Consider the following 25,207-nt stretch of genomic DNA (forward strand, 5'->3'; position numbering starts at 1 on the left):
GCGCTGACCACGGAACGCAAGGCGCGGCGACGCGGTCCACGCAAGGCGCAGCCAGCTATCCAAACTCGCAGGCCGAGCCTTAGGCGACCGCTCTGGGGTCTATATTCCACACAGTTGCCGCGTGGTTTTGCCGCAGGTCGAGTGCTATGATCGCTGGCTCGCAGACATGGAGCGGAAGGCTCCAGTCTGTCTGTTCGGCCGCCCGTGAACGGCCAGAGATTGCGCAAGCATGTAGCGAGCGAAGGGAACGAGAAGGTCAAGGGCAGGATGCGCATGCATTCGCACCTGCTCACCGGCAACGCCGGCATTGTCCTCTGACGTCCCTCCGAGCTGGCCGCATCAATCCTCGACACCTGAGTAGGAGATACATCATGGCTTTCGAATTGCCGCCGCTGCCTTACGAAAAGAATGCTCTCGAGCCGCACATGTCCGCCGAGACGCTCGAGTTCCACCACGACAAGCACCACGCTGCTTACGTTACCAACCTGAACAACCTGATCCCGGGTACCGAGTTCGAAGGCAAGGATCTGGAAAGCATCATCAAGACCTCGTCGGGTGGCATCTTCAACAACGCCGCCCAGGTCTGGAACCACACCTTCTTCTGGAACTGCCTGGCGCCCAACGCCGGTGGCCAGCCGACTGGTGCCCTGGCCGATGCCATCAACGCCTCCTTCGGCTCCTTCGACAAGTTCAAGGAAGAGTTCACCAAGACCGCTATCGGCACCTTCGGCTCCGGCTGGGCCTGGCTGGTCAAGAAGTCCGACGGCAGCCTCGGCCTGGCCAGCACGATCGGCGCTGGCAACCCGATGACCGCCGGCGACAAGCCGCTGCTGACCTGCGACGTCTGGGAACACGCTTACTACATCGACTACCGCAACGCTCGTCCGAAGTTCGTCGAGGCGTTCTGGAACCTGGTCAACTGGGACTTCGTCGCGAAGAACTTCGCAGGCTAAGCTCCACAAGCTAAGCTTCACAGGCAGCATCAGAGAATGCCCGCACCCATGCGGGCATTTTCATTTGGGGCTTCCGCATCGGCTGCCGTTATGTTTTACAGGCCGAGGGATTCATCAAACCGACGAATGACGTCGGTACATTCCTGTACGCTCGGAGATAATCCTCGATTGCCATAGCGCCTTCGCGCTTTGCTGGTTCCCGGCATTAACCGTCTCTTTGACGATTGCCGAATGACTGTCAATACTTGCGCAGCAGAGCACTGGCACGGAAAAGGACCTTCACTTGAAGCTGGAATTGCGCAATAGCCTGTCGTGGAAGCTCCTACGTATCGTCCTCTTGTCGGCCCTGGCGGTAGGGCTTCTGCTCAGTTGTGCGCAGATCATCTTCAGCGCCTACAAGACACGCCACCTGATCGAAGCCGATGCCCAGCGCATTCTGCGCATGACTCGCGATCCTTCCACCCAGGCGATCTACAGCCTCGACCGTGAAATGGGCGCCCAAGTCATGGAGGGCCTGTTTCAGCACGAGTCGATTCGCATGGCGTCCATCGGTCATCCGGACGAAGGCATGCTGGCATTGAAGATCCGCCCGCCTATCACGCTCTCGACGCGCTGGCTGACCGACCCGATCCTCGACCGCGACCAGCAGTTCTCCATACCCCTGATCGGCAAGCCGCCCTACAACGAGTACTACGGCGACCTGCGCATCACCCTGGACACGGCCCAGTACGGCCAGGAGTTCGTCAACGACTCCATCGTCATCTTCGTCGTCGGCATGTTGCGCGCACTGACGCTGGGCCTGATCCTCTACCTGATCTACCAGTGGCTGCTGACCCGTCCGCTGACCAAACTCATCGAGCATCTGGCGCAGATCAACCCCGACCGCCCCGGTGCGCACAAACTGCCGATGGTCAAAGGACATGAACGCAATGAGCTGGGCTTGTGGGTCAATACCGCCAACGGCCTGCTCGCCTCCATCGAACACAACATGCACCTGCGCCAGGAAGCCGAAAGCAGCCTGCAGCGCATGACGCAGTACGACTCGCTGACCGGCCTGCCCAACCGCCAGCAGTTGCAACGGCAGCTCGACCATATCCTCGACGAGGCGCGACGCCTGCAACGACACATCGCAGTGCTCTGCCTGGGTCTCGACGACTTCAAGGGAATCAACGAGCAATACAGCTACCAGACGGGTGACCGCCTGCTCAAAGCGATGGCCGATCGCCTGCGTGGCTCGGCCAATCGCCTGGGTGCACTGGCGCGACTGGGTGGTGACCAGTTCGTCCTGGTACTGGGCGGCATCGAGCAGCCGTATCAGGCCGCCGAGCTGGCGCAGGAGCTGCTCGACGACCTGGAGAACCCGATCGAACTCGACGGGCACCTGATCCGCCTGCGCGCCACGATCGGCATCACCCTTTATCCCGAGGACGGCGACAGCACGGAAAAGCTCCTGCAGAAGGCCGAGCAGACCATGACGCTGGCCAAGAGCCGATCACGCAACCGTTACCAGTTCTACGTCGCCAGCATCGACAGCGAGATGCGTGCTCGCCGGGAGCTGGAAAATGACCTCAGCGAAGCGCTCAAGCGCGACGAATTCTTTCTGGTCTACCAGCCTCAGGTGGACTATCGGCAGAACCGCATCACCGGCGTCGAGGCCCTGATTCGCTGGAAGCACCCGCAAGGCAGACTGGTGCCGCCCGACCTGTTCATCCCGCTCGCGGAGCAGAACGGCAGCATCATCGAGATCGGCCAGTGGGTGCTCGATCAGGCATGCACTCAATTGCGCCGCTGGCATGCGCAGGGTTACACCGGCCTGCGCGTGGCGGTGAACCTGTCGACCGTGCAACTGCGACACCCACAGCTGCCCGAGATGATCGCCGCGCTGTTGCAGACCCATCAGTTGCCGGCCGAAACCCTTGAGCTGGAAGTAACCGAAACAGGCCTGATGGAAGACATCGAAGCCGCTGCGCAGAACCTGCACAGCCTGCGACGCTCCGGCGCGCTTATCGCGATCGACGACTTCGGTACCGGATATTCGTCGCTCAGCTATCTGAAAAGCCTGCCACTGGACAAGATCAAGATCGACAAGAGCTTCGTCCAGGACATCGGCCAGGATGAAGGCGCGACCATCGTGCGGGCGATCATCCAGCTCGGTAAAAGCCTCGGCATGACCGTCATTGCCGAGGGGGTCGAAACGCCGGAACAGGAAGCCTATCTGATTGCCGAAGGCTGCCAGGAAGGCCAGGGCTACTACTACAGCAAGCCACTGCCTGCTCGTGAGCTCGATCTGCTGCTGCGCCAGTCGCAGCCATTTGACCGGGCCATCAACTCGGAGCTGTATTGAACGCCGTCTCGCCCTGGCCCGACGCTCCTGGTTGTCCATGACAAGCCGGCCCGGGCAACTGGCCAGATGCGCCGACCTGAGCGACACTGCGCCCCTTTTCCGGCCCCGCCCACCGACGAGCTCACGATGAAACGCTTCGTACTCTGCGATACCGCTCCAATCCCCGGCGACGGCGGTGCCTTGTGCCTGTTCGAATATGGCGATGACTTCGTCATCAAGATTCAAGGTGGCAACGGCAACCAGCTGATGAACACCCGCACTCATGGCTCGGAAGATGCCCTGGCCGAGATTCCCTGCAAGCGAATTGCCGCACGGCCGCAGGCACGCGTACTGATTGGCGGCTTGGGCATGGGCTTCACGCTTGCCTCGGCGCTGCGCCATCTCGAGCAGGACGCCGAGGTGCTGGTCGCCGAACTGGTCCCCGGGGTGATCGACTGGAACCGTGGCGCACTGGGTGCGAAATCCGGATATCCGTTGCGCGATGCGCGGGCACTGGTCCTGAATCAGGATGTTGCCGAACTGCTGCAGAACGAGCCGCAGGGCTTCGATGCAATCATGCTGGACGTCGACAATGGCCCGGAAGGCCTGACGCAGAAGAGCAATAGCTGGCTCTACTCGCTGGACGGACTCGACGCCTGCGCACGAGCATTGCGCCCCTCCGGCGTGCTGGCGGTATGGTCGGCGAGCGCCGATCGCGCCTTCTCCGGGAAGCTCGCCAGAGCCGGCTTCAAGGCCGAGGAGGTCAAGGTGTTCGCCCATGGCAATCGCGGCACCCGCCATACCATCTGGATCGCCGAGAAGCGCAAGGGCTGAGGCGATGCCTACCTACCAGGCGGTCACACCCAACTGCGAAGCCAGCCAAACGGCACCTGCCAGGCAAAGCACAGCCCCGCCTGCCGCCTGCCAATGGAAACGCCGGGCCAACACTTCCTCGCCATGACTGGATAATACGAACGGCATCGCTTCCCGCGGTCGGCTCAGCCGGTGCAGGGCTGGGGCTGTGCTGCGCTGGCGATGCAGATCCTCAGCCTCGAGCCTCGCGGCCAGGCGCACCCGCCGCCACTCCTGCTCGTCGAGCAAGCCATCGGAATTGCTGTCGAAACGCTGCAGCAGACCGGAGAAGTCGCCTTTCCACCGACCAATCACTTCACGCCTGGCGGCATTCAGGTCGAATCCCTGGCGCCCTTCGCCACTGCTCTGAAAATCGCCGATCGCGTACAGCGGCTCCCCTTCGTGCAACCGCTCCTCGGTGTAGCGATAGCGCTTGGCGCCGCTGAACAAATCCAGCCAAGCACTCGGTGCGATGCTGCGTGGATGCCGCAGGTTGCCGGTCCAGACCTTGCGAAATGCCGGATATACCGTGGCACCGCGCGGGTCGATCAGGCACTCGCCGGTGGCATCGGCCAGTCGCAGCCACGCATCGCTGACGCCTCGTTCGACCACATGCCAGCTGCTGCGCTTGCCATTGGAGCGGTACGCCTCGATCCGATAGCGCCACCAAAGGCAGCTCTCGCCGGTCAGCGGGGCCACTGGCTGCGGCACCGCCAGCACGCGCAGCACGCCAGCCAGCTCGACGTATCCCTGGGCTGCCGAGCGAATCCGCGAGGTAGGGGTGTCGAGAAGATGGCGAGCACGTGACCAGCGCCCGATGCAGAGCCAAGCCCCGCCGGCACAGAGCGCGACAGCGGCGACGAAGGTGAAGGCCTGGCCGAGATCCATGTCAGCCGAACAGCGCCTTCAGGTCGACATCGGCCTTCTCTGTCTCGCTGAATTTCAGCAATACCGCTTCCTTGAAGCCGAACAGTCGCGCCAGCAGCACGTCGGGAAACTGCTCGATGCGCACGTTGTTCAGATTGACCGCCTCGTTGTACAGCTCGCGGCGATCGGCGATACCGCTTTCCAACCCGCTGATGCGCTGCTGCAGGTGGCGAAAGCTATCGTTGGCCTTGAGTTCGGGATAATTCTCGGCCAGCGCGAACAGTCTTCCGAGTCCGGCGCGCAATCCGCTTTCCGCCTGCCCGAGCGCAGCCACATCGCCTTGCTGGCGAGCGCTGGATACCGCGTTGCGGGCACTGATCACCTGCTCGAGCGTACTGCGCTCGTGCTGCATGTACTGGCGACAGGTCTCGACCAGTTTGGGCAACTCTTCGTGACGCTGGCGCAGCAGCACGTCGATGTTCGCCCAGGCCTTGCCAATGCCATGCTTGAGACGCACCAGGCCGTTATAGAGAATCACCGCGTAGGCGGCGACGAGGAACAGGACCACCAGCACAACCACCACGCTCAGGCTCATCGGCGTCTCCGGGAATGAACATGCAAAACGCCAGCATTGTACCGGCAGCGCCGAAGCGCAAGAGCGAGGTGGTGCACGCATTGGCTTTGCACAAAATGCAAATCTTTCGCATTATTGTCCGCTTCCGAGCAGCACTCGGCTTCGTTCACCCGCACGCAAAGGAATCCACACATGCTACGCACCCCCACCTGGGCAACCGCCAGCCTTCTCGCCGTGGCCATCTCGCTCGCCGGTTGCGGCGAGGACAAAGCCCCCGCGAACCAGACAGCCGCCCCGCAGAGCACCACCGAGACTGCACCTGCCAAACAGGCGAAGGCGCTTGACGAGAAGGCCGCCAAGGCCGTCGTGAGCCACTATGCCGATCTGGCGCTGGCCGTGTTCAGCGATGCGCATACCACTGGCGTGAAGCTGCAGGAGGCCGTCGACGCCCTGCTCGCCAACCCCAGCGAAGAAACCCTGCAGGCCGCCCGCCAGGCCTGGCTGGCCGCCCGGGTTCCGTACATGCAGACCGAGGTGTTCCGCTTCGGCAACGCGGTAGTGGATGACTGGGAAGGTCAGCTCAACGCCTGGCCGCTCGACGAGGGCCTGATCGACTACGTCGAGGGCGACTATCAGCATGCGCTGGGCAATCCGGGAGCGACGGCGAACATCATCGCCAATAGCGAACTGCAGATCGGCGAAGACAAGCTCGACACCCGCGAAATCAACGGCGAGTTGCTGGCGAACCTGAACGAACTGGCCGGTTCGGAAGCCAACGTCGCCACCGGCTACCATGCCATCGAATTCCTGCTCTGGGGCCAGGACCTCAATGGCAGCGGTGCGGGTGCCGGTCAGCGGCCGTATACCGACTATGTCGAGGGCGAGGGCTGCACCGGCGACAACTGCGACCGCCGCCGTACCTACCTGAAGGTGGCTACCGACCTGCTGGTCAGCGACCTGCAGGAGATGGTCGAACAGTGGCAGCCGGGCGCCGAGAACTACCGTGCCAGCCTGGAAGCGGAATCGGCCGAGAACGGCTTGCGCAAGATGCTCTTCGGCATGGGCAGCCTGTCGCTCGGCGAACTGGCCGGCGAGCGCATGAAGGTCGCGCTGGAAGCCAATTCCACCGAGGACGAGCACGACTGCTTCAGCGACAACACCCATAATTCGCACTTCTTCAATGCACGCGGCATCCGCAACGTCTACCTGGGCGAGTACCAGCGCGCCGACGGCAGCCGCCTGACCGGTCCGAGCCTCGCCTCGCTGGTCCAGGCCGCCAGCCCGGAAGTGGACAGCACGCTGAAGGCCGACCTGGAAAACACCGAAGCCAAGCTGCAGGTGCTGGTGGAAAGCGCCGACAATGGCGAAGCCTTCGACCAGCTGATCGCCGCGGACAATGCCGAAGGACAGGAGAAAGTGCGCAACGCCATCGCCGCGCTGGTCAAGCAGACCGCAGCGATCGAACAGGCCGCCGGTGCCCTCGGTATCAGCGATCTCAACCCCGACACGGCCGATCACCAGTTCTGATCCGCCGGGCGACACTGGCGTAGCCCCTGGCTGCGCCAGTGTCGCCATCCACCCCGCCCGCTAACTGCCCAGCGCCTCGCGCAAATGCAAATCCCTCTTATTCAATTTCGATTAGCCTGCTAAGATTGTGCCGCTTGATTCACCGCCCTGCAGGTATTTCCGATGCGCCCGCTGTTTCGCCGTCTCTTCCCACTGCTGGCCCTGGCCCTTGCCCTGGCAGCCTGCAATCACGACGAGACACCGACCTTCGACCAGCCTGAAGCCGGCGAAATGCTGTCGGGTGGCAGCACCACGGTGATGCAGTTCGATCAGAACGCTTTTTCCATGCCGTCGGCGAATCTTGCGCCGATGCGCCGACTAGACTTCAGCGTCGGCAACAGCTTTTTCCGCAATCCGTGGGTCATCGCCCCGTCATCCACCACCGCCCGCGACGGCCTCGGACCGCTGCTGAACACCAACGCCTGCCAGAACTGCCATATCAAGGACGGCCGCGGCCATCCGCCCGAACCCGGTGCTGCAAGCGCCGTTTCGATGCTGGTGCGCCTTTCCGTGCCGGCCGGCCCCGAGCACGCCGAGGTGATACGTGAGCGCGGCATTGCCCAGGAGCCGAGCTACGGCGGGCAGTTGCAGGACATGGCGATTCCCGGCGTGGCACCCGAAGGCAAAGTGCGGCTTGGCTATTCCATCGAACGCGTGCGCTTTGCCGACGGCACCGAAGTGGAACTGCGCAAACCCGAAGTCGAGCTGAGCGAACTGGCCTATGGCGAGATGCACCCAGACACCCAGCTTTCACTGCGTATCGCCCCTCCGATGATTGGCCTCGGCCTGCTCGAAGCCATAGCGGACGAGGCGCTGCTGGCCAATGCCGATCCCGATGACCACGACGATGACGGCATCTCCGGACGCCCCAACCGCGTCTACGACCAGACCACTCGACAAACCGTGATGGGCCGCTTCGGCTGGAAGGCCGGCCAGCCGAGCCTCAACCAGCAGAACGCGGATGCCTTCTTCAACGACATGGGCCTGTCCACCAGCCTGTTCAGTGGCAGCAGTTGCACTGATCGGCAGACCGATTGCCGGGCGCTACCCGACGGCGGCGAGCCGGAAGTGAGCGACAACATCCTCGCCCAGGTGCTGTTCTACACCCGCAACCTCGGCGTGCCGGCACGGCGCAATGTCGGCGATCCCCAGGTACTGGCCGGCAAGACGCTGTTCCACCGCGCCGGCTGCCAGAGCTGCCACGTCCCGCAGTTCACCACAGCCGCCGATGCCGCCGAACCGGAGCTGGCCAGCCAGGTCATCCGTCCCTATACCGACCTGCTGCTGCACGACATGGGCGAAGGTCTGGCCGACCATCGACCGGAATTCGAGGCCAGCGGTCGCGAGTGGCGTACAGCGCCTCTTTGGGGCATAGGCCTGACCCGGACGGTCAGCGGCCATAGTCAGTTCCTGCACGACGGCCGCGCGCGCAACCTGCTCGAGGCCATACTCTGGCACGGCGGTGAAGCAGAACGCGCACGCCAGACCGTGCTCGGCTTCGATCAGCAGGAGCGCAACGCACTTGTGAGCTTCCTCGAGTCGCTCTGAGCCACCACGCCAACCATTCATGCTTGCGCTCTGCCCGGGAGCGCAGCAATCCGACATTGCCGACGAGGACACCATGATCCGTTCGAATCTGTTTCGCATCGCCAGCGGCAGCCTGCTGAGTGCCCTGCTGCTGAGCGCCTGCACCCCCAGCGACCCACAGGCCGAGACCAGCAAGGCGCTGGTCGATGGCGTGCTGCTACCGACCTACACCCAGTGGTCGGAAGCCGACCGTCGCCTGGCGGCGAGCGCCATTGCCTTCTGCGCCGACAACCAGACACGGGAAGAGGCACGCCAGGCCTTCGTGCACGCGCAGACCACCTGGGCGGGGCTGCAACCGCTGATGATCGGCCCCCTGGGCGAGGGAAACCTGGCCTGGCAAGTCCAGTTCTGGCCGGACAAGAAGAATCTGGTGGGGCGCCAGGTCAGCGCGCTGCTCGAGGCCAAGCCCGACCTCAGCCAGGCGGATCTGGACAACGCCAGCGTCGTGGTACAGGGCCTGAGCGCCTATGAATACATTCTGTTCGACAAAAGCGTCGACCTTGATGAAAAAGCCACCCGGGCGCGCTATTGCCCGCTGCTGACCGCCATCGGCGAACATCAACAGAAGCTCGCCGCCAACGTTCTGCAGCAATGGCAGGACAAGGACGGCATGGCCGATCAGCTGCGCAGCTTTCCCAACGAGCGCTACGCCGAGCCGGGCGAGGCCATCGCCGAGCTGCTGCGGGTGCAAGTCACGGCCCTCGACGGCCTGAAGAAGAAGCTTGGTGCACCGCTCGGCCGGCAGACCAAGGGGCATCCGCAGCCCTACCAGGCTGAAGGCTGGCGCAGCGACACGACGCTGGTCAGCATCGCGGCGGCAGTCAAGGGTGCCGAAAGCCTCTGGCTGGGCGCTGACCGGGATGGCCTGCGCCAGCTGCTCGGTGGCGAGCAGAGCGATCTGGCCACACGCATCGATGCCGGCTACGCCGATCTTCTGCAGCAACTGGCCGGCCTGAACCAGCCGTTCGGCGAAATGCTCGCCAGCGAACAGGGCCGCGCACAGCTCGACGGGCTGTACGAGCGAATCGACCAGTTGCATCGGCTGCACCAGCTGGAACTGGCCCGCGCCCTTGGCGTGCAGATCGGTTTCAATGCCCACGACGGAGACTGAACATGAAACGCCGGACCCTACTCGGCCTGAGCGGTGCCATGCTCGCCGCTGGCGGTATCGCGGGCTGGGCCCTGACGCGCCACGGCGAGCAACAGGTGTTGCTGTCGGCGCGCGATGGCAGCGACGGCCGGCACTATGCCGTCGGCTACCGGCTCGACGGTAGCCAGGTGTTCGCCACGGCGGTCGCCGAACGCTGCCATGATGTCTATCCGCACCCGTTCCTGCCCCTGGCGGTATTCGTCGGTCGCCGGCCGAGCCGTGAAAGCTATCTGATCGACTCGCGCGACGGCCGCCTGCTGCAGGTACTGGCCTCGCCAGCCAACCGCCATTTCTACGGCCACGGCGTGTTCCATCGGGACGGCGAGTGGTTCTATACCACCGAGAACGACACGGCCGATGCCGGTCGCGGCGTGCTCGGCGTCTATCGGCTGGAGGATCGCCAACTGGTCCGCGTCGGCGAGCATGCGACCCACGGCATCGGCCCGCACCAACTGCTGTGGATGCCGGACGGTGAAACCCTGGTCATCGCCAACGGCGGCATTCGCACCGAGGCCGACAGCCGCGAGATGATGAATCTCGATGCGATGGAGCCGAGCCTGGTACTGCTGCGCCGCGACGGCACACTGGTCAGCAAGGAACAACTGCCCGAGCAGATGAACAGCGTGCGCCACCTGGCCGTTGCCGCGGACGGCACCATCGTCAGCGGCCAGCAGTATGAAGGCGACCCGATGGACCGCGTGCCGCTGCTGGCGATCAAGCGACCCGGCCAGCCATTCCAGCACTTTCCGCTGGGCGAGGCGCAACGCCAGATCATGAACCAATACACCGCCAGCCTGGCCATCCACGATGAACTGCGCCTGCTGGCCGTCACCGCGCCGCGCGGCAACAAGGTCTTCATCTGGGAGCTGGACAGCGCCGAGCTTCGCCAGGAGGTCCATCTGCCCGACTGCGCGGGCGTCGCCGCGGTCGCCGAAGGCTTCGTGGTCAGTTCCGGCCAGGGCCGTTGCCGGCTGTTCGACTGCCGTGGCTCGCGTATCGCCAGCACACCGCTGGAACTGCCGGCGGGGCTCTGGGACAACCATTTACGCATCGTCTAGCTCAAGAAAATCATCACGCCGCCGATGTAGGCAAGGCAACGGCAGGGACGTTCATTGCTGCTTTTATCCCACGACGAGACCTTGCCATGCTCCAGAAATCCCTGCGCGCGCAGATCCTCGCGCTGATCGGTGGCAGCCTTCTGCTGACGCTGATCGTCTCCCTCGCCTGCATTCGCCTGCTGGGCAGCAACATCGACCACTTCCAGGTGCTGCTCGATGGCCCGCTTGCCGAGCGGCAACTGATCGACGAGGCCAACCTCGAATTCAAGGTACAGGTCCAGGAATGGAAGAATGTGCTGCTGCGCGGCAAGCAGCCGGACCAGCGCAAGCGCTACTGGAGCCAGTTCGAGGCACAGGAAGCCAAGGTGCAGAGGATTCTCGCCGATCTGCTCGTGCTGACCGCCGAGGAGCCGGCGCTGGCCAGCCAGATCGAGCGCCTGCGCAACGAGCACCGTAACCTGGGAGACGCCTATCGCAAGGGACTGGAGGCCTTCATCGCCGCCGGTAGCGATCCTTTCGCCGGGGACGCCGCCGTGACCGGCATCGACCGGGACACCAGCGCCCACCTGAGCGAACTGGTCAAACAGCTGGGCGAGAACGCCCAGCTGCGCTAGAATGGCATTCGAGACGATGCCGAGCGCACGGCCCTGCTGGGAGCGGCCTTCATGGTCGTCGCCGGCATTCTGGTAGCCCTGCTCGGCCTGTGGCTGGTCAACCGCCAGATCATCGAGCCGATCCGTACGCTGATCGAGCACATTGCCCGCCTCAGCCAGGGCAAGTTCGCCGACCGAGTGGACGCCAGCCGTGCCGACGAACTGGGCCGTCTCGCGGCGGCCGCCAATGTGCTGCGCGATTTCCTCGCCGACACCTTTACTCGCCTGCAGCTGGGCACCTCCAACCTGGACAGCGCCAGCGGCGAGCTGAATGCCATCGCCAGACTGATGGCCGAAGGCGCCCGCGAGCAGTTCTCGCGCACCGATCAGGTCGCCACGGCCATGCACGAGATGTCGGCGACCGCCCAAGGAGTCTCGCGGCATGCCGCCGAAGCCGCACAGGCCGCCGACGCCGCCGACCATGCCGCGCAACAGGGCGAGGCGGTGATGCGCGGGACCATCGCCACCATCACCGATATGAGCAACGAGATCGCCAGCACGGCAGACGTCATTCGTCGCCTGGAAGGCGACAGCGGGCGCATCGGCAAGGTGCTGGAGGTGATCCGCGGGATCGCCGATCAGACCAACCTGCTGGCGCTCAACGCCGCCATCGAGGCCGCCCGCGCGGGTGATGCAGGCCGCGGCTTTGCCGTGGTCGCCGACGAGGTGCGCACCTTGGCCCAGCGCACCGCGAAGTCCACCGCCGAGATCCACCAGATCATCGACACTGTGCAGACCGGCGCGAGCGATGCCGTACGCGCCATCGAGAGCGGTCAGGCACGCAGCGAACAGGGCGTCGGCCAGGTGACCGAGGCCGGCCAGATGCTGCAGCGCATCACCCAAGCGGTGGAAGCGATCCGCGACATGAATCGCCAGATCGCCACGGCCGCCGAAGAGCAGACCGCGGTGGCCGACGATATCTCGCGCAATGTCATGGAAATCACCTCGATCGCGACCGCCAACCAGCAGAACGTCGAGCGGACCGAGACCGCCAGCCGCAACCTGCACGGGCTTTCGGCCCAGTTGAGTGAGGTCACCCAGCGCCTGGCCGGCTGACTGAAGATGGCGGAGCGGCAGCTTGCCGGCCGCCCGAGGCATCACTGACCGTACGCCCCACCCTCTTTACTTGCCGTCGTTTCGGGGCTAAGTTCCTCGCTCTGCGGTTCCTGCTGCGCCAGGTGGCCAACAGGTCGCCGACTCCGGCGACAACCGGGTCGTTCGGACGGCTGCCTCGATCATGGCAGTAGACAGCCGGCTCACATCTCCAAGGAAATCGGAACATGTTGCGCCGCATGCTGCTCATGCTGGGCGCGGTGATCGTCGTCGTTGCGATCCTCGCCGCCCTCAAGTTCAACTCGATCTACCAACAGATTCAGCAGTTCCAGGCACCCAAGCCGGCCATCGAGGTCGAGACGGAAAGCGCCCGGCGCATGGACTGGCAGAGCCGCCTGCCGGCGATCGGCACGCTCAAGGCCTCGCAGGGTATAGACCTCAGCGTCGAGATTGCCGGGACGATCAGCGATATTCAGTTTCAGTCCGGGGAAAAGGTCAGCAAAGGCCAGGCCATCGTGCTGCTCGACAGTGAAATGGAACAGGCCAGCCTGGCCAGTGCCGAAGCCGATCTTGGCCTGGCCAGGCTGGAGTTCCAGCGTGCACGCAGCCTGCTCGAACGCCAGGCGGTCTCCCGCAGCGAATACGACCGGCTCAATGTGCAAGCGCAAAAGGCCGAGGCCAGCGTCGCCCAGCTGCGCGCCAGCCTGGCGAAGAAGCGAATCCTGGCCCCCTTCTCCGGCACCATCGGCATCCGCCAGGTGGACGTGGGCGATTACATCGGTGCCGGTACGCCGATCGCCACGCTGCAGGACCTTTCCACGCTGTTCGTCGACTTCTTCCTGGCCGAACAGCACGTGCCGCTGCTCAAGCTCGGCCAGCGGGTACAGCTGCGGGTCGCCGCCTATCCCGAAGAGCGCTTCGAAGGCGTGATCACTGCGCTGAATCCGAAGGTGGAAACGACCACCCGCAACGTGCAGGTGCGCGCCGAGCTGGCCAACCCCGATGGCCGCCTGCTACCGGGCATGTTCGCCGACCTGCAGGTGCTGCTACCGAGCGAAACCGCGCAGGTGGTGGTGCCGGAAACCGCCATCACCTACACGCTGTACGGCAATTCGGTGCTGCTGGTGACCAAAGGCACGCCGCCGGAGGGCGTCAGCACGGACGAACCCTATCTGGTGGTCGAGCGGCGCTTCGTCACCACCGGTGAGCGCCGTGATGGCTTGGCGGTCGTCCTCGAGGGACTCGAGGATGGCGAACAGGTGGTCACCGCCGGCCAGCTCAAGCTGGACAGTGGCACCCATGTCGCCATCGCCGAAAGCCGTACGCTCAAGCCGGAAGGCTCACCGCAGCCGGCGAACGACTAGAAAAAGCCCGCTCTAAACCACAGCCGGCCCGACGCACAGCAGACTTCGACAAGTTTCCAGGGACCTCCCCATGGCGTTCACCGACCCCTTCATCCGCCGCCCCGTGCTGGCCAGTGTCATCAGCCTGCTGATCGTGCTGCTCGGCGTGCAGGCCTTCAACAGCCTCAGCATTCGGCAATACCCGCAGATGGAAAGCGCATTGATCACGGTGACCACCGCTTATCCGGGGGCGAACGCCGAGACCATCCAGGGCTACATCACCCAGCCGCTGCAGCAGAGCCTGGCCAGCGCCGAGGGCGTGGACTACATGACCTCGGTGAGCCAGCAGAACGCCTCGGTGATCTCGGTCTATGCGCGCATCGGCGCCGACACGGATCGTCTTTATACCGAGCTGCTGAGCCAGGCCAACTCGGTGAAGAACCAGCTGCCGCAGGACGCCGAGGACCCGGTGCTGAACAAGCAGGCAGCCGATTCCACTGCGCTGATGTACATCAGCTTCTACAGCGACCAGTTGAGCAATCCGCAGATCACCGACTACCTGTCGCGGGTCATCCAGCCCAAGCTGGCGACCCTGCCAGGCATGGCCGAAGCGCAGATCCTCGGCAACCAGGTGTTCGCCATGCGCCTCTGGCTGGACCCGGTGAAGCTCGCGGCCTATGGGGTTTCCGCCAGCGACGTCAACGAGGCGGTGCGCCAGTACAACTTCCTCTCCGCCGCCGGTGAAGTGAAAGGCCAGTACGTGGTCACCAGTATCAACGCCGATACCGAGCTGAAGACCCCGGAAGCGTTCGCGGCCATTCCGCTCAAGACCGTGGGCGACAGCCGCGTGCTGCTCGGTGATGTGGCACGGGTGGAGATGGGTGCCGAAAGCTACAACTCGATCAGCTCGTTCGACGGCATCCCCTCGGTCTATATCGGCATCAAGGGCACGCCCAGTGCCAACCCGCTGGACGTGATCAGGGAAGTGCGCGCGATCATGCCGCAGATCGAGGCGCAGCTGCCGCCGGGCCTGAAGGCGACCATCGCCTACGATGCCACCGAATTCATCCAGGCCTCCATCGACGAGGTGGTGAAGACCCTGGCCGAGGCGGCGCTGATCGTCATCATCGTCGTCTTCCTCTTCCTCGGCTCGCTGCGCACCGTGCTGATCCCGGTGATCACCATCCCGCTGTCGATGATCGGCGTGCTGTTCTTCATGCAGGCGATGGGTTACTCGATCAATCTGCTGACCCTGCTGGCGATGGTGCTGGCGATCGGTCTGGTGGTGGATGACGCCATCGTCGTGGTGGAGAACATCCACCGACACATCGAGCAGGGCAAGCCACCGTTCCAGGCCGCTCTCGATGGCGCGCGCGAGATCGCCATGCCGGTGGTTTCGATGACCATCACCCTGGCCGCCGTCTATGCGCCCATCGGCTTCCTAGAGGGGCTGACCGGCGCGCTGTTCCAGGAGTTCGCCCTGACCCTGGCCGGGGCCGTGCTGATCTCCGGCGTGGTGGCGCTGACGCTGTCGCCGATGATGTGCTCGAAGCTGCTGCGTCAAGAAGGGAATCCCAGTGGCTTCGCCCATCGCCTGGACGAGCTGTTCGAGCGTCTCAAGCAACGCTACCAACGCGCACTGCATGGCACCCTTAATACCCGCCCGGTGGTACTGGTGTTCGCCGTGCTGGTCCTCGCGCTGATTCCCGTGCTGCTCATGTTTACCGAGAGCGAACTGGCACCGGAGGAGGATCAGGGCATCGTCTTCATGATGGCCAGCGCGCCGAAGACCGCCAACCTGGACTACCTGAACGCCTACACCGACCAGTTCCTGGAGATCTTCAAGAGCTTCCCGGAGTACTACTCCTGGTTCCAGATCAACGGTTTCGACGGCGTGCAGAGTGGCATCGGCGGCTTTCTGCTCAAGCCCTGGGACGAGCGCGAACGCTCGCAGATGGAGATCCTTCCCGAGGTGCAGGCCAAGCTCGATCGCCTGCCCGGCCTGCAGATCTTCGGCTTCAACCTGCCCTCGCTGCCGGGCACCGGTGAAGGCCTGCCCTTCCAGTTCGTGATCAACACCGCCAACGACTACGAGACGCTGCTGCAGGTGACCGAGCGCATCCGCAAGCGTGCCGAGGAATCGGGCAAGTTCGCCTTCCTCGACGTGGACCTGGCCTTCGACAAGCCGGAGATCGTGGTCGAGATCGACCGCGAGAAGGCCGCGCAGATGGGCGTGTCCATGGAAGACCTCGGCCTGACCCTGAGCACCCTGCTCGGTGAGGGCGAGATCAACCGCTTCACCATCGAAGGCCGCAGCTACAAGGTCATCGCCCAGGTCGAGCGCGCCTACCGCGACAATCCAGGCTGGCTGAGCAACTACTACGTGCGCAACCAGCAAGGCCAGATGCTGCCGCTGTCGACGCTGATACGGGTGCACGACCGCGCCCGGCCGACCCAGCTCAAGCAGTTCCAGCAGCTCAACGCCGCGATGATCCAGGGCTTTCCGATCGTCAGCATGGGGGAAGCGATCGAAACGTTGCAGACCATCGCCCGCGAAGAGGCGCCCGAGGGCTTCAGCTTCGATTACGCCGGCGCCTCGCGCCAGTACGTGCAAGAAGGCAATGCGCTGTATCTGACCTTTGCCCTGGCGCTGGCAGTGATCTTCCTGGTCCTGGCCGCGCAATTCGAGAGCTTCCGCGATCCGCTGGTGATCCTGGTCAGCGTGCCGCTTTCGGTGTGCGGTGCGCTGGTGCCGCTGTTCCTCGGTCTGTCGAGCATGAACATCTATACCCAGGTGGGGCTGGTGACGCTGATCGGCCTGATCAGCAAGCACGGCATCATGATCGTCGAGTTCGCCAACCAGCTGCGCCGCGAACAGGGCCTGGGCCGGCGCGAAGCGGTGGAAGAAGCCGCGGCGATCCGCCTGCGCCCGGTGCTGATGACCACGGCGGCGACGGTGTTCGGCATGGTGCCGCTGATCATCGCCAGCGGAGCCGGTGCGGTCAGCCGCTTCGACATCGGCCTGGTGATCGCCACCGGCATGTCGGTGGGCACGCTGTTTACCCTGTTCGTCCTGCCTGCCATATACGACTTACTCGCCCGCCCCGACCATGCGCCAGCCGCTACCGAGCCGGTCAGAGCCCGCTAACCGCCGCTTGGCTCAACGCGGCCCCTGGGACAAGCCGTAAAGCAGCAACAGCAGATCCTGATCAGGGCGTATCGCTTCGAACTGCGACCGCCCGACAGGCGGCACAGGGCAGTAACTGCGGATTTCGCTGCTCTTCACCAGCGTCGCTCCGGGCTCGTGCCAGGCCGCTACGCAGACCGTGGTCACTCCAAGCGCACCGACCATGAATAATCCTCGAACAATTTCCAGCTTCATGGCGTAAACCGTTGATTAATGAGGTGGTGAACTGACCGTAGCTCAGTTACTCGATTACTGCGTCGTTTTGGACGAACGGTGCTTTCCGCCGAGAGGCACGCTCGTTTCCCAGGTATAAAAAAACCCCGCACGAGGCGGGGTTCTTTTTGCAGCTAAGGGCCGGTCGGCTTACATCATGCCGCCCATGCCACCCATACCGCCCATGCCACCCATGTCCGGCATGCCGCCAGCGGCCTTGTCTTCAGCCACTTCGGCGATCATCGCTTCGGTGGTGATCATCAGGCTGCCGATGGACGCTGCAGCCTGCAGCGCCGAACGGGTCACCTTGGCCGGGTCGAGAATACCCATCTCGATCATGTCGCCATAGGTGTCGGAAGCGGCGTTGAAGCCGTAGTTGCCTTCACCCTGCTTGACCTTGTCGACCACCACGCTCGGCTCGCCGCCGGCGTTGGAGACGATCTGGCGCAGCGGCGCTTCGACGGCGCGACGCAGCAGCGCGATACCGACGTTCTGGTCTTCGTTCTCGCCCTTCAGTTCGGAGATAGCCTGCAGAGCACGCACCAGCGCGACACCACCGCCAGGGACCACACCTTCTTCGACGGCAGCACGGGTCGCGTGCAGGGCGTCTTCAACGCGGGCCTTCTTCTCTTTCATCTCGACTTCGGTACCGGCACCGACCTTGATCACGGCAACGCCGCCAGCCAGCTTGGCCAGACGCTCTTGCAGCTTCTCCTTGTCGTAGTCGGAGGAGGTGTCCTCGACCTGCTTGCGGATCTGCGCCACGCGAGCTTCGATGTCGGCCTGAGCGCCGGCGCCGTCGATGATGGTGGTGTTTTCCTTGTTCAGCACGACGCGCTTGGCGTTACCCAGGTGCTCCAGGGTAGCGGTTTCCAGGCTCAGGCCGACTTCTTCGGAAATCACGGTACCGCCAGTCAGGATGGCGATGTCCTGCAGCATGGCCTTGCGGCGATCGCCGAAGCCAGGCGCCTTGACCGCAGCGACCTTGACGATGCCACGCATGTTGTTGACCACCAGGGTGGCCAGGGCTTCGCCTTCGACGTCTTCGGCAACGATCAGCAGCGGGCGACCGGCCTTGGCAACGGCTTCCAGCACCGGCAGCAGTTCGCGGATGTTGGAGATCTTCTTGTCGACCAGCAGCAGCAGCGGGCTGTCCAGCTCGGCGACCATGGTGTCCGGCTTGTTGATGAAGTACGGCGACAGGTAGCCGCGATCGAACTGCATGCCTTCGACGACGGACAGCTCGTTCTCCAGACCCGAACCTTCCTCGACGGTGATCACGCCTTCCTTGCCTACGCGCTCCATGGCTTCGGCGATGATGTCACCGATGGAGGAGTCGGAGTTGGCAGAGATGGTGCCGACCTGGGCGATGGCCTTGGAGTCGGTGCACGGCTTGGCCAGGTTCTTCAGCTCGGCGACGATGGCGATGGTGGCCTTGTCGATGCCGCGCTTGAGGTCCATCGGGTTCATGCCGGCGGCAACGGCCTTCAGGCCTTCGTTGACGATGGCCTGGGCCAGAACGGTAGCGGTGGTGGTGCCGTCACCGGCCTCGTCGTTGGCCTTGGACGCAACGTCCTTGACCAGCTGGGCGCCCATGTTCTCGAAGCGGTCCTTCAGCTCGATTTCCTTGGCGACGGACACGCCGTCCTTGGTGATGGTCGGAGCACCGAAGCTCTTTTCCAGCACGACGTTACGGCCTTTCGGGCCGAGGGTCGCTTTGACGGCGTCGGCCAGGACGTTCACACCGACCAGCATCTTCTTGCGTGCGGAGTCGCCGAATTTGACTTCTTTAGCAGCCATGTTGATTGATCCTCAATTCGTGAATTATTTACGGAGATTCGCGGTTGATCAGGCTTCGACGACGGCGAGGATTTCGTTCTCGCTCATCACCAGCAGGTCTTCGCCGTCGACCTTGACGGTGTTGCTGCCCGAGTAAGGGCCGAACACCACCTTGTCACCGACCTTGACGGCCAGCGCGCGTACTTCGCCGTTGTCCAGCACGCGGCCGGTACCGACAGCAACGACTTCGCCACGGTTCGGCTTCTCGGCAGCGGAGCCCGGCAGGACGATGCCGCCTGCGGTCTTGGTTTCTTCTTCGCTGCGACGAATCACGACGCGGTCATGCAGAGGACGAAGCTTCATTGTCGATCTCTCCTAGTAGAGTGGTTCCATGCCGATGACCCTTCATCGGCGGGTTGGGCAAATCCGGCGGTGCCGGTTGCGGCCCGCAATGCGAGCCGCAGAAGACGGACTGTCGAACACGACAGCGACCTTGCGGTGTCCGCTACATGCGGGCGCTCAGGAACATTTCAAGGGGCGCAGATGAAATTTTCATGGCCGGAAACGAAAATAGGCATGCTCGATGGCATGCCGGTTGCCCTGCCAAAGTCGATCATCTATCGCGATCGCGACGCTCCCACTCGCCTTCGATCACGTTGGGCCGCTGCGGGCCGGAGCGCGCCTGCAGGTCATCGGCAAAGGCACGCTGACGACGTACCTGGGCCTCGATCCGCCGATTGATCATGCGGAACAGGAAATTGCGCGTCGGCGGAAAGAGCACGATCAGCGCCAGCACGTCGCTGATGAACCCGGGCAGGAACAACAGCCCCCCGCCGATGGCCATCATCAGGCCCTGCAGCATCTCGCGCTCGGGCAGCTCACCTCGAGCCAGCCGTTCGCGTGCGCGCCAGGCGGTAGCAAAACCGGCCAGGCGCAGCAGCAGGATGCCAGCGATCCCGCTGAGCACCAGCAGCAGGATGGTCGCCAACGCACCAATGGAGCTGCCGACCTTGATCAGTACGTACAGCTCGGCCAGTGGAAACAACAGGAACAGCACAAAGAAGATTCGCATCGAGGGTCCTTGACGGAAGATCAGCTTCCAGTCCTCTGTAGATGACGGCATCGCAGGCCTAATTCAACCCGCATGGAAAACAGCCTGTAACCGGATTATGCACCTCGCGCCTGAAGCCAGGCTGAATCCTCTCAACTGCGGGCCAAAGCCACCAGCGCCTGGCGCACCGCCACGGGCGTCTCGCAAGGGGCCGCAAAGGCAAGCCAGTGCAGCGCCTGGCCGATCCGCAGATGAAAGCCTTCGCTGTCGATGCCGGCCAGTTGCGCCGCCGGGCTGCGTGGCAGGCCGGCCTGCTCGACGTAATGGGCGATGGCGGCGGCATGATCCTCATTCATATGCTCGACCATGCTCCGCTCCACCTCCCCGTTTTCGACCGCGAACGGGTTGGCCAGTGCGACCTGGTCCAGCCAGTGAATCGCGCCGAAGCCGCCGATGTAGCGCCAGCGCACCGGATCGAGCACCCAGAAGTCGAAGTCGTGCACGCGGTGATAATCCCGTGACTCGGGAAAATAGCGGTAATAGCGCTGCGCGGCCGCTTCGATCGCTGCAGGCCCGTCGAGCTGCCGCGCCTCGGCCAGCAGGGTAAGTCGCCCGGCCGCCTGGACGTCGTCGGCGGCACGCTCGCCGACCAGCAACGAGCAGCGCCCATCGCCCTTGAGGTTGCGGGTATGCTGGGCGATGCGGCTGATCAGGATCAGCGGCCGGCCGCTGGCATCCAGGCAATAGGGCACCACCGAACCGAACGGAAATCCGGGCATGGCCTGGGAATGGGTGGAGAGCACGCCGCGGTATTCCTTGAGCAGGAGTAGTCGGGCATGCTTGCTGGCTTCGGCGCTCACCTGGGGCTCCTCGAGAGGCGATTTCGTTTCGACGGTGCGCTCAGCATAACGGTTTCCCCGGCGGACGTCGTTTTCCGCAGCAGAACGACAACAAGGAGATGAGCATGCAGCTTCAAGACAAGGTCATCATCGTCACCGGCGGCGGACAGGGTCTGGGCCGCGCGATGGGCGAGCACCTGGCGAGCAAGGGCGCTCGACTGGCACTGGTCGACCTCAATCAGGAACGCCTGGACGAAGCCGTGGCTGCGTGCAAGGCAGCCGGCGGAGAGGCACGCGCCTACCTGTGCAATGTCGCCAACGAGGAGCAGGTGACCGACATGGTCGCTCGCGTGGCCGAAGACTTCGGTGGCCTGCACGGGCTGGTGAACAATGCCGGCATCCTGCGCGACGGCCTGCTGCTCAAGGTCCGCGACGGCGAGATCAGCAAGATGAGCCTGGCCCAGTGGCAGGCGGTGATCGACGTCAACCTCACCGGCGTGTTCCTCTGCACCCGCGAGGTCGCGGCGAAGATGGTCGAGCTCAAAAGCGAGGGCGCGATCATCAACATCTCCTCCATCTCCCGCGCCGGCAACATGGGCCAGACCAACTATTCTGCCGCCAAGGCTGGCGTGGCTTCGGCCACGGTAGTCTGGGCCAAGGAACTGGCCCGTTACGGCATTCGCGTGGCTGGCGTGGCGCCGGGCTTCATCGAGACGGAAATGGTCGCCAGCATGAAGCCCGAAGCACTGGAAAAGATGACCGCCGGCATTCCGCTGCGGCGCATGGGCAAGCCGGCCGAGATCGCCCATTCGGTGGCCTACATTTTCGAGAACGACTACTACACCGGACGCATCCTGGAGCTGGATGGCGGCTTGCGACTCTAGGCAGCCGCAAGCCGCTGCTTTTTTTACCAGCCCACACCGAAGCCGATGCTGTAGCGCGTCTCGTCCAGATCGTCGTCCGCGCCGCTGATGATGTCCTTCTCCGCCTTCATGTTCAGCGAGGCCCAGTCGGTCACCTTGTAGCGCAGGCCGACTTCGGCATCGAGGGCATAATCGGCGACGTTTTCCAGCGGCTTGCCAAGTTCGCCAGTGCTGAACAGCTCGAAGGTCTTGCCCACCAGATAGCGGTTGTAGTCCCACTTCATCGCCGCCAGGTAGAAATTCTCCTTGTCACCATCGGAGAACTCGTAATCGCTGCGGTTGATCAGCCCGGCCAGCGAGAACGCGCCCAGGTCATCGTCCCAGAACTGATAACCCGGACCGGTACCGATGGTGCGCTGGCGGCGCACGTCTTCGATCTGGTCGCGCTTGTAGCTCAGGCGCCCCTGCCAGAACCAGTGCTCGTCGATGAATCGGTCCAGCGCGTATTCGGCGTCCCAGTTGTCGGTGACCGTGACGCCGTCGCGGTATTCCCGGTTGTAGTTGCCGGTGCCGTTGTGTCGCCACAAACCATGCCGGGCCTTGGTATCGAAGGAGACGTCGTAGTCATCGGTATCGGTATCGGCGCGTTTGTAATCCATCGCCACATCCACATTGCCGCTCCAGGTGAAATCCTGGATCAGCGGCTTGGGATGGATGATCTGCGTGATGCTCGCCAATTCCACCGTACGCGGCGCGGCGCCGTTGACCAGCGTGACCTTGCCCCGCTCGGCGGCCTGCAGCGCCTGGGCGACCTCACCGCTCACGTCGTCCTGTTTGACGAGCAACTTCTGGTCGCTCTCCAGCGTGGCGATCTGGCTCCACTTCAGCGGGATCGAGCCACCATATTCGGTCTCGATGAGCAGCTTGCCGCCGTCGAGCACACTGATCTTGCCGGTCAGGCGGTCACCGTTCTTGAGCCACACGGTGTCGGCAAGCGCTGGCAGGGCAAAAGTGGAAAGGGTCACGCAAAGCAGGGTTCTGGAGAACATATATGTACGGGATTCTGGCCGGGATCGATTGAAAGGCTGGCATTATCCTTATGCCTTTAACCACAGCAAGCACGGACCGCCGAATGGAACAGGAGTTCGCCAAGCCCCGACTGGAAGCACCAGCATGAACGAGCACACTCCGTTGCTGCCACCCTCCGCCGATGCCGAGACGCGTCGTGCAGCCGTCTATCTGGTGATGTCGCAGATTCCATACGGCAAGGTCGTGAGTTATGGCCAATTGGCCGCAATGGCCGGGCTCGGTCGCGCAGCACGCTGGGTCGGCCGATTGATGTCGCAACTGCCGGACGGCACCAGCCTGCCCTGGCACCGGGTGATCGCCGCTGGTGGCCGGCTCAGCCTGCCAGCCGGCTCCCCGGCTGGGCATGAGCAGCGCATGCGCCTGCGCGCAGAAGGGCTGAGCATCGTCAACGACCGGGTGGACATGCGTCGGCACGGCTGGCATTCGACGGAGCACAGCGGTTAGAGTGCGCCCTTCGTCCAAACTGTACAGAACCTCGATGTATGTCCCGTGAAACCTGGCGCGCTGCGCTAGCCGCCTATGCCAGCCCCGCCACGCTGGCCCTGCTGTTGCTGGGTTTCGCAGCTGGTCTTCCCGCTGTACTGGTGTTCTCCACCCTCTCGGTGTGGCTGCGCGAAGCGGGTGTCTCGCGTGAAACCATTGGCTTCGCCAGCTGGATCAGCCTGGCCTATGCGTTCAAGTGGGTGTGGTCGCCCATGCTCGACCAGTGGCGTCTTCCCTGGATCGGCGCGCTCGGCCGCAGGCGCTCCTGGCTGGTGCTGTCGCAGGGATTGATCGCCATCGGTCTGATCGGCATGGCGCTGTGCAATCCGCAACACAACCTCACCATGCTCATCGCGCTGGCGGTGATGGTGGCGTTTTCCTCGGCCACCCAGGACATCGCCATCGATGCCTATCGCCTGGAAATAGCCGAAGACAAACTGCAGGCGACCCTGGCGGCCAGCTACATGACCGGCTACCGCATCGCCATGCTGCTGGCCAGTGCCGGCGCCCTGTTCCTCGCCGAATGGCTCGGCTCGAGTAGCCACGACTACAACCAGGCGGCCTGGACCACCACCTATCTGGCTTTCGCCCTGCTGATCCTGCCCGGCCTGATCACCAGCCTGGTGATCCGCGAGCCGGATGGCGCCGCACCGCTGCCCAACGAGCCGTCATGCTACAGCTTCAACCACCAGCTCGCCGCGGTCGGATTGCTGCTCGTGCTGTTGATTTCCATACCGGCGATGATCAATGCATTGATCGCCCAGGCGTGGCCGCGAGCGACGCTGTATGCGCTGTTCATACTCGGCAGTATTTCACCCATGGGCCGGGCGCTGTTCGTGCCGGTACGGCATATCTTCAGCCAAGCCAAGCAACGCCAGCGACCGGCACGGTTCGACTTCGCTCATCAGGCGGTATCGGTCATCGTGCTGATCATCCTGATGGTATCCACGACCGGCATGTTCCAATCCTATTGGGGCGGCTACTGGCCGCGCGGCACCATGTACCTGCTGATCTGCTGGGGCTGCCTGTCAGGCCCAGGCCGCATCCTCATGGGGCCGGTGCTGACACCGATCACCGACTTCATCATGCGTTACCGCTGGCAGGCGCTGCTGCTGCTCGGGCTGATCGCCACCTACCGGATGTCGGACACCGTGATGGGCGTGATGGCCAACGTGTTCTATATCGACCAGGGCTTCTCCAAGGACGAGATCGCCAGCGTCAGCAAGCTGTTCGGGCTGATCATGACCCTGCTCGGCGCGGCATTCGGCGGCCTGCTGATCGTGCGCTTCAGCATCCTGCCGATCCTCTTCATCGGCGGCGTCGCCTCGGCGGCGACCAACCTGATGTTCATGCTGCTGGTGGAAATGGGCGCCAACCTGCAGATGCTGGTCGTCACCATTTCCTGCGACAACTTCAGCGGTGGACTGGCGTCGACAGCCTTCGTCGCCTACCTGTCGAGCCTGACCAACCTCAAGTTCTCGGCCACCCAATATGCGCTGCTCAGTTCCTTGATGCTGCTGCTGCCGCGCCTGCTCGGCGGTTATTCCGGCGTCATGGTGGAAAACCTCGGTTACAGCAACTTCTTCCTGGTTACCGCCCTGCTCGGAGTACCGACCCTGGTGCTGATCGTCTGGCAGTGGACCCGGAGCCGACAGCAGCCCGGTGCCGTGGAACACGAAGCGACCTCGGAACACTCCTGATACAGCGAATCAGCCTGAAACGAA

General features: G+C 63.7%; 20 protein-coding genes and 1 pseudogene. 13 read left to right on the forward strand and 8 right to left on the reverse strand.

What is annotated here, in order from left to right; translation table 11 throughout:
- Window positions 1-371: 371 nt before the first annotated feature.
- The 3 genes from B597_RS28065 to B597_RS28075 all read left to right on the forward strand — a co-directional run bounded on the left by B597_RS28065 (window position 372) and on the right by B597_RS28075 (window position 4,110).
- Complete coding sequence (locus B597_RS28065; protein ID WP_003294652.1) at window positions 372-953, forward strand: superoxide dismutase; 582 nt, start codon at window positions 372-374, stop codon at window positions 951-953.
- 283 nt (window positions 954-1,236) lie between these two features.
- Entirely contained in the window at window positions 1,237-3,297 is a 2,061-nt protein-coding gene (locus B597_RS28070; RefSeq protein ID WP_003294650.1) for a putative bifunctional diguanylate cyclase/phosphodiesterase, read from the forward strand.
- Window positions 3,298-3,423: 126 nt separating this feature from the next.
- Complete coding sequence (locus tag B597_RS28075) at window positions 3,424-4,110, forward strand: spermidine synthase (protein ID WP_003294648.1); 687 nt, start codon at window positions 3,424-3,426, stop codon at window positions 4,108-4,110.
- A gap of 12 nt (window positions 4,111-4,122) precedes the next feature.
- Here the strand turns inward: B597_RS28075 and B597_RS28080 are convergent, their stop codons facing one another.
- Together B597_RS28080 and B597_RS28085 are read right to left on the reverse strand one after the other, a co-directional pair.
- The gene (locus B597_RS28080; protein WP_003294646.1) at window positions 4,123-5,016 is read right to left on the reverse strand and encodes a GIDE domain-containing protein; all 894 of its coding nucleotides are present in this window, start codon (window positions 5,014-5,016) and stop codon (window positions 4,123-4,125) included.
- 1 nt (window position 5,017) lies between these two features.
- Window positions 5,018-5,590, reverse strand: a complete 573-nt coding sequence (locus B597_RS28085; RefSeq protein WP_003294644.1) for a LemA family protein — start codon at window positions 5,588-5,590, stop codon at window positions 5,018-5,020.
- Window positions 5,591-5,761: 171 nt separating this feature from the next.
- Between B597_RS28085 and B597_RS28090 the strand changes: the two genes are divergently transcribed.
- The 7 genes and pseudogenes from B597_RS28090 to B597_RS28120 all read left to right on the forward strand — a co-directional run bounded on the left by B597_RS28090 (window position 5,762) and on the right by B597_RS28120 (window position 17,127).
- Window positions 5,762-7,096, forward strand: a complete 1,335-nt coding sequence (locus tag B597_RS28090) for an imelysin family protein (RefSeq protein ID WP_003294642.1) — start codon at window positions 5,762-5,764, stop codon at window positions 7,094-7,096.
- A gap of 162 nt (window positions 7,097-7,258) precedes the next feature.
- Complete coding sequence (locus B597_RS28095; RefSeq protein ID WP_003294640.1) at window positions 7,259-8,683, forward strand: di-heme oxidoreductase family protein; 1,425 nt, start codon at window positions 7,259-7,261, stop codon at window positions 8,681-8,683.
- 73 nt (window positions 8,684-8,756) lie between these two features.
- On the forward strand, window positions 8,757-9,833 hold the full coding sequence (locus B597_RS28100) for an imelysin family protein (RefSeq protein ID WP_024161719.1): 1,077 nt from the start codon (window positions 8,757-8,759) through the stop codon (window positions 9,831-9,833).
- A 2-nt stretch (window positions 9,834-9,835) separates the two neighbouring features.
- Window positions 9,836-10,930 (forward strand): DUF1513 domain-containing protein, encoded by a 1,095-nt coding sequence (locus tag B597_RS28105; protein WP_003294636.1) that lies wholly within the window; start codon window positions 9,836-9,838, stop codon window positions 10,928-10,930.
- An 86-nt stretch (window positions 10,931-11,016) separates the two neighbouring features.
- Window positions 11,017-12,639, forward strand: a pseudogene (locus tag B597_RS28110) (methyl-accepting chemotaxis protein).
- A 224-nt stretch (window positions 12,640-12,863) separates the two neighbouring features.
- Complete coding sequence (locus B597_RS28115) at window positions 12,864-14,000, forward strand: efflux RND transporter periplasmic adaptor subunit (protein WP_003294634.1); 1,137 nt, start codon at window positions 12,864-12,866, stop codon at window positions 13,998-14,000.
- A gap of 70 nt (window positions 14,001-14,070) precedes the next feature.
- The gene (locus B597_RS28120; RefSeq protein ID WP_003294633.1) at window positions 14,071-17,127 is read left to right on the forward strand and encodes a multidrug efflux RND transporter permease subunit; all 3,057 of its coding nucleotides are present in this window, start codon (window positions 14,071-14,073) and stop codon (window positions 17,125-17,127) included.
- A 12-nt stretch (window positions 17,128-17,139) separates the two neighbouring features.
- On the opposite strand, the gene B597_RS28125 is transcribed toward B597_RS28120, so the two are convergent.
- From B597_RS28125 to B597_RS28145, 5 genes are all read right to left on the reverse strand, one after another.
- Window positions 17,140-17,361 (reverse strand): hypothetical protein, encoded by a 222-nt coding sequence (locus tag B597_RS28125; RefSeq protein ID WP_024161720.1) that lies wholly within the window; start codon window positions 17,359-17,361, stop codon window positions 17,140-17,142.
- Window positions 17,362-17,529: 168 nt separating this feature from the next.
- Complete coding sequence (groL, locus tag B597_RS28130) at window positions 17,530-19,179, reverse strand: chaperonin GroEL (RefSeq protein ID WP_003294631.1); 1,650 nt, start codon at window positions 19,177-19,179, stop codon at window positions 17,530-17,532.
- Between the two features lie 48 nt (window positions 19,180-19,227).
- Window positions 19,228-19,521 carry a co-chaperone GroES gene (locus B597_RS28135; RefSeq protein ID WP_003294630.1) on the reverse strand — a complete coding sequence of 98 codons (294 nt, stop codon included), beginning with the start codon at window positions 19,519-19,521 and terminating at the stop codon, window positions 19,228-19,230.
- Window positions 19,522-19,771: 250 nt separating this feature from the next.
- Window positions 19,772-20,230, reverse strand: a complete 459-nt coding sequence (locus B597_RS28140; protein WP_024161721.1) for an FxsA family protein — start codon at window positions 20,228-20,230, stop codon at window positions 19,772-19,774.
- Window positions 20,231-20,361: 131 nt separating this feature from the next.
- On the reverse strand, window positions 20,362-21,069 hold the full coding sequence (locus B597_RS28145) for a HugZ family pyridoxamine 5'-phosphate oxidase (protein ID WP_003294627.1): 708 nt from the start codon (window positions 21,067-21,069) through the stop codon (window positions 20,362-20,364).
- Window positions 21,070-21,173: 104 nt separating this feature from the next.
- On the opposite strand from B597_RS28145, the gene B597_RS28150 reads away from it, so the two are divergent.
- Entirely contained in the window at window positions 21,174-21,932 is a 759-nt protein-coding gene (locus B597_RS28150) for an SDR family oxidoreductase (protein WP_003294626.1), read from the forward strand.
- A 23-nt stretch (window positions 21,933-21,955) separates the two neighbouring features.
- Here the strand turns inward: B597_RS28150 and B597_RS28155 are convergent, their stop codons facing one another.
- On the reverse strand, window positions 21,956-22,960 hold the full coding sequence (locus B597_RS28155; RefSeq protein WP_003294624.1) for a DUF481 domain-containing protein: 1,005 nt from the start codon (window positions 22,958-22,960) through the stop codon (window positions 21,956-21,958).
- Between the two features lie 124 nt (window positions 22,961-23,084).
- On the opposite strand from B597_RS28155, the gene B597_RS28160 reads away from it, so the two are divergent.
- Both B597_RS28160 and B597_RS28165 read left to right on the forward strand, forming a co-directional pair.
- Complete coding sequence (locus B597_RS28160; protein WP_003294623.1) at window positions 23,085-23,444, forward strand: MGMT family protein; 360 nt, start codon at window positions 23,085-23,087, stop codon at window positions 23,442-23,444.
- A gap of 38 nt (window positions 23,445-23,482) precedes the next feature.
- Window positions 23,483-25,183: an AmpG family muropeptide MFS transporter gene (locus tag B597_RS28165; RefSeq protein ID WP_003294621.1), complete on the forward strand. Its 1,701-nt coding sequence runs from the start codon at window positions 23,483-23,485 to the stop codon at window positions 25,181-25,183.
- Window positions 25,184-25,207: the final 24 nt, after the last annotated feature.

The organism is Stutzerimonas stutzeri KOS6, from assembly GCF_000307775.2.
Lineage (GTDB): Bacteria > Pseudomonadota > Gammaproteobacteria > Pseudomonadales > Pseudomonadaceae > Stutzerimonas > Stutzerimonas stutzeri_B.

Coding starts and splice junctions, on each gene's coding strand:
- B597_RS28080 (WP_003294646.1), bottom strand. CDS start 5,016: ATGGATCTCGGCCAGGCCTTCACCTTCGTCGCCGCTGTCGCGCTCTGT.
- B597_RS28095 (WP_003294640.1), top strand. CDS start 7,259: ATGCGCCCGCTGTTTCGCCGTCTCTTCCCACTGCTGGCCCTGGCCCTT.
- groL (WP_003294631.1), bottom strand. CDS start 19,179: ATGGCTGCTAAAGAAGTCAAATTCGGCGACTCCGCACGCAAGAAGATG.
- B597_RS28115 (WP_003294634.1), top strand. CDS start 12,864: ATGTTGCGCCGCATGCTGCTCATGCTGGGCGCGGTGATCGTCGTCGTT.
- B597_RS28105 (WP_003294636.1), top strand. CDS start 9,836: ATGAAACGCCGGACCCTACTCGGCCTGAGCGGTGCCATGCTCGCCGCT.
- B597_RS28085 (WP_003294644.1), bottom strand. CDS start 5,590: ATGAGCCTGAGCGTGGTGGTTGTGCTGGTGGTCCTGTTCCTCGTCGCC.
- B597_RS28100 (WP_024161719.1), top strand. CDS start 8,757: ATGATCCGTTCGAATCTGTTTCGCATCGCCAGCGGCAGCCTGCTGAGT.
- B597_RS28075 (WP_003294648.1), top strand. CDS start 3,424: ATGAAACGCTTCGTACTCTGCGATACCGCTCCAATCCCCGGCGACGGC.
- B597_RS28120 (WP_003294633.1), top strand. CDS start 14,071: ATGGCGTTCACCGACCCCTTCATCCGCCGCCCCGTGCTGGCCAGTGTC.
- B597_RS28135 (WP_003294630.1), bottom strand. CDS start 19,521: ATGAAGCTTCGTCCTCTGCATGACCGCGTCGTGATTCGTCGCAGCGAA.
- B597_RS28155 (WP_003294624.1), bottom strand. CDS start 22,960: ATGTTCTCCAGAACCCTGCTTTGCGTGACCCTTTCCACTTTTGCCCTG.
- B597_RS28125 (WP_024161720.1), bottom strand. CDS start 17,361: ATGAAGCTGGAAATTGTTCGAGGATTATTCATGGTCGGTGCGCTTGGA.
- B597_RS28160 (WP_003294623.1), top strand. CDS start 23,085: ATGAACGAGCACACTCCGTTGCTGCCACCCTCCGCCGATGCCGAGACG.
- B597_RS28065 (WP_003294652.1), top strand. CDS start 372: ATGGCTTTCGAATTGCCGCCGCTGCCTTACGAAAAGAATGCTCTCGAG.
- B597_RS28140 (WP_024161721.1), bottom strand. CDS start 20,230: ATGCGAATCTTCTTTGTGCTGTTCCTGTTGTTTCCACTGGCCGAGCTG.
- B597_RS28090 (WP_003294642.1), top strand. CDS start 5,762: ATGCTACGCACCCCCACCTGGGCAACCGCCAGCCTTCTCGCCGTGGCC.
- B597_RS28150 (WP_003294626.1), top strand. CDS start 21,174: ATGCAGCTTCAAGACAAGGTCATCATCGTCACCGGCGGCGGACAGGGT.
- B597_RS28165 (WP_003294621.1), top strand. CDS start 23,483: ATGTCCCGTGAAACCTGGCGCGCTGCGCTAGCCGCCTATGCCAGCCCC.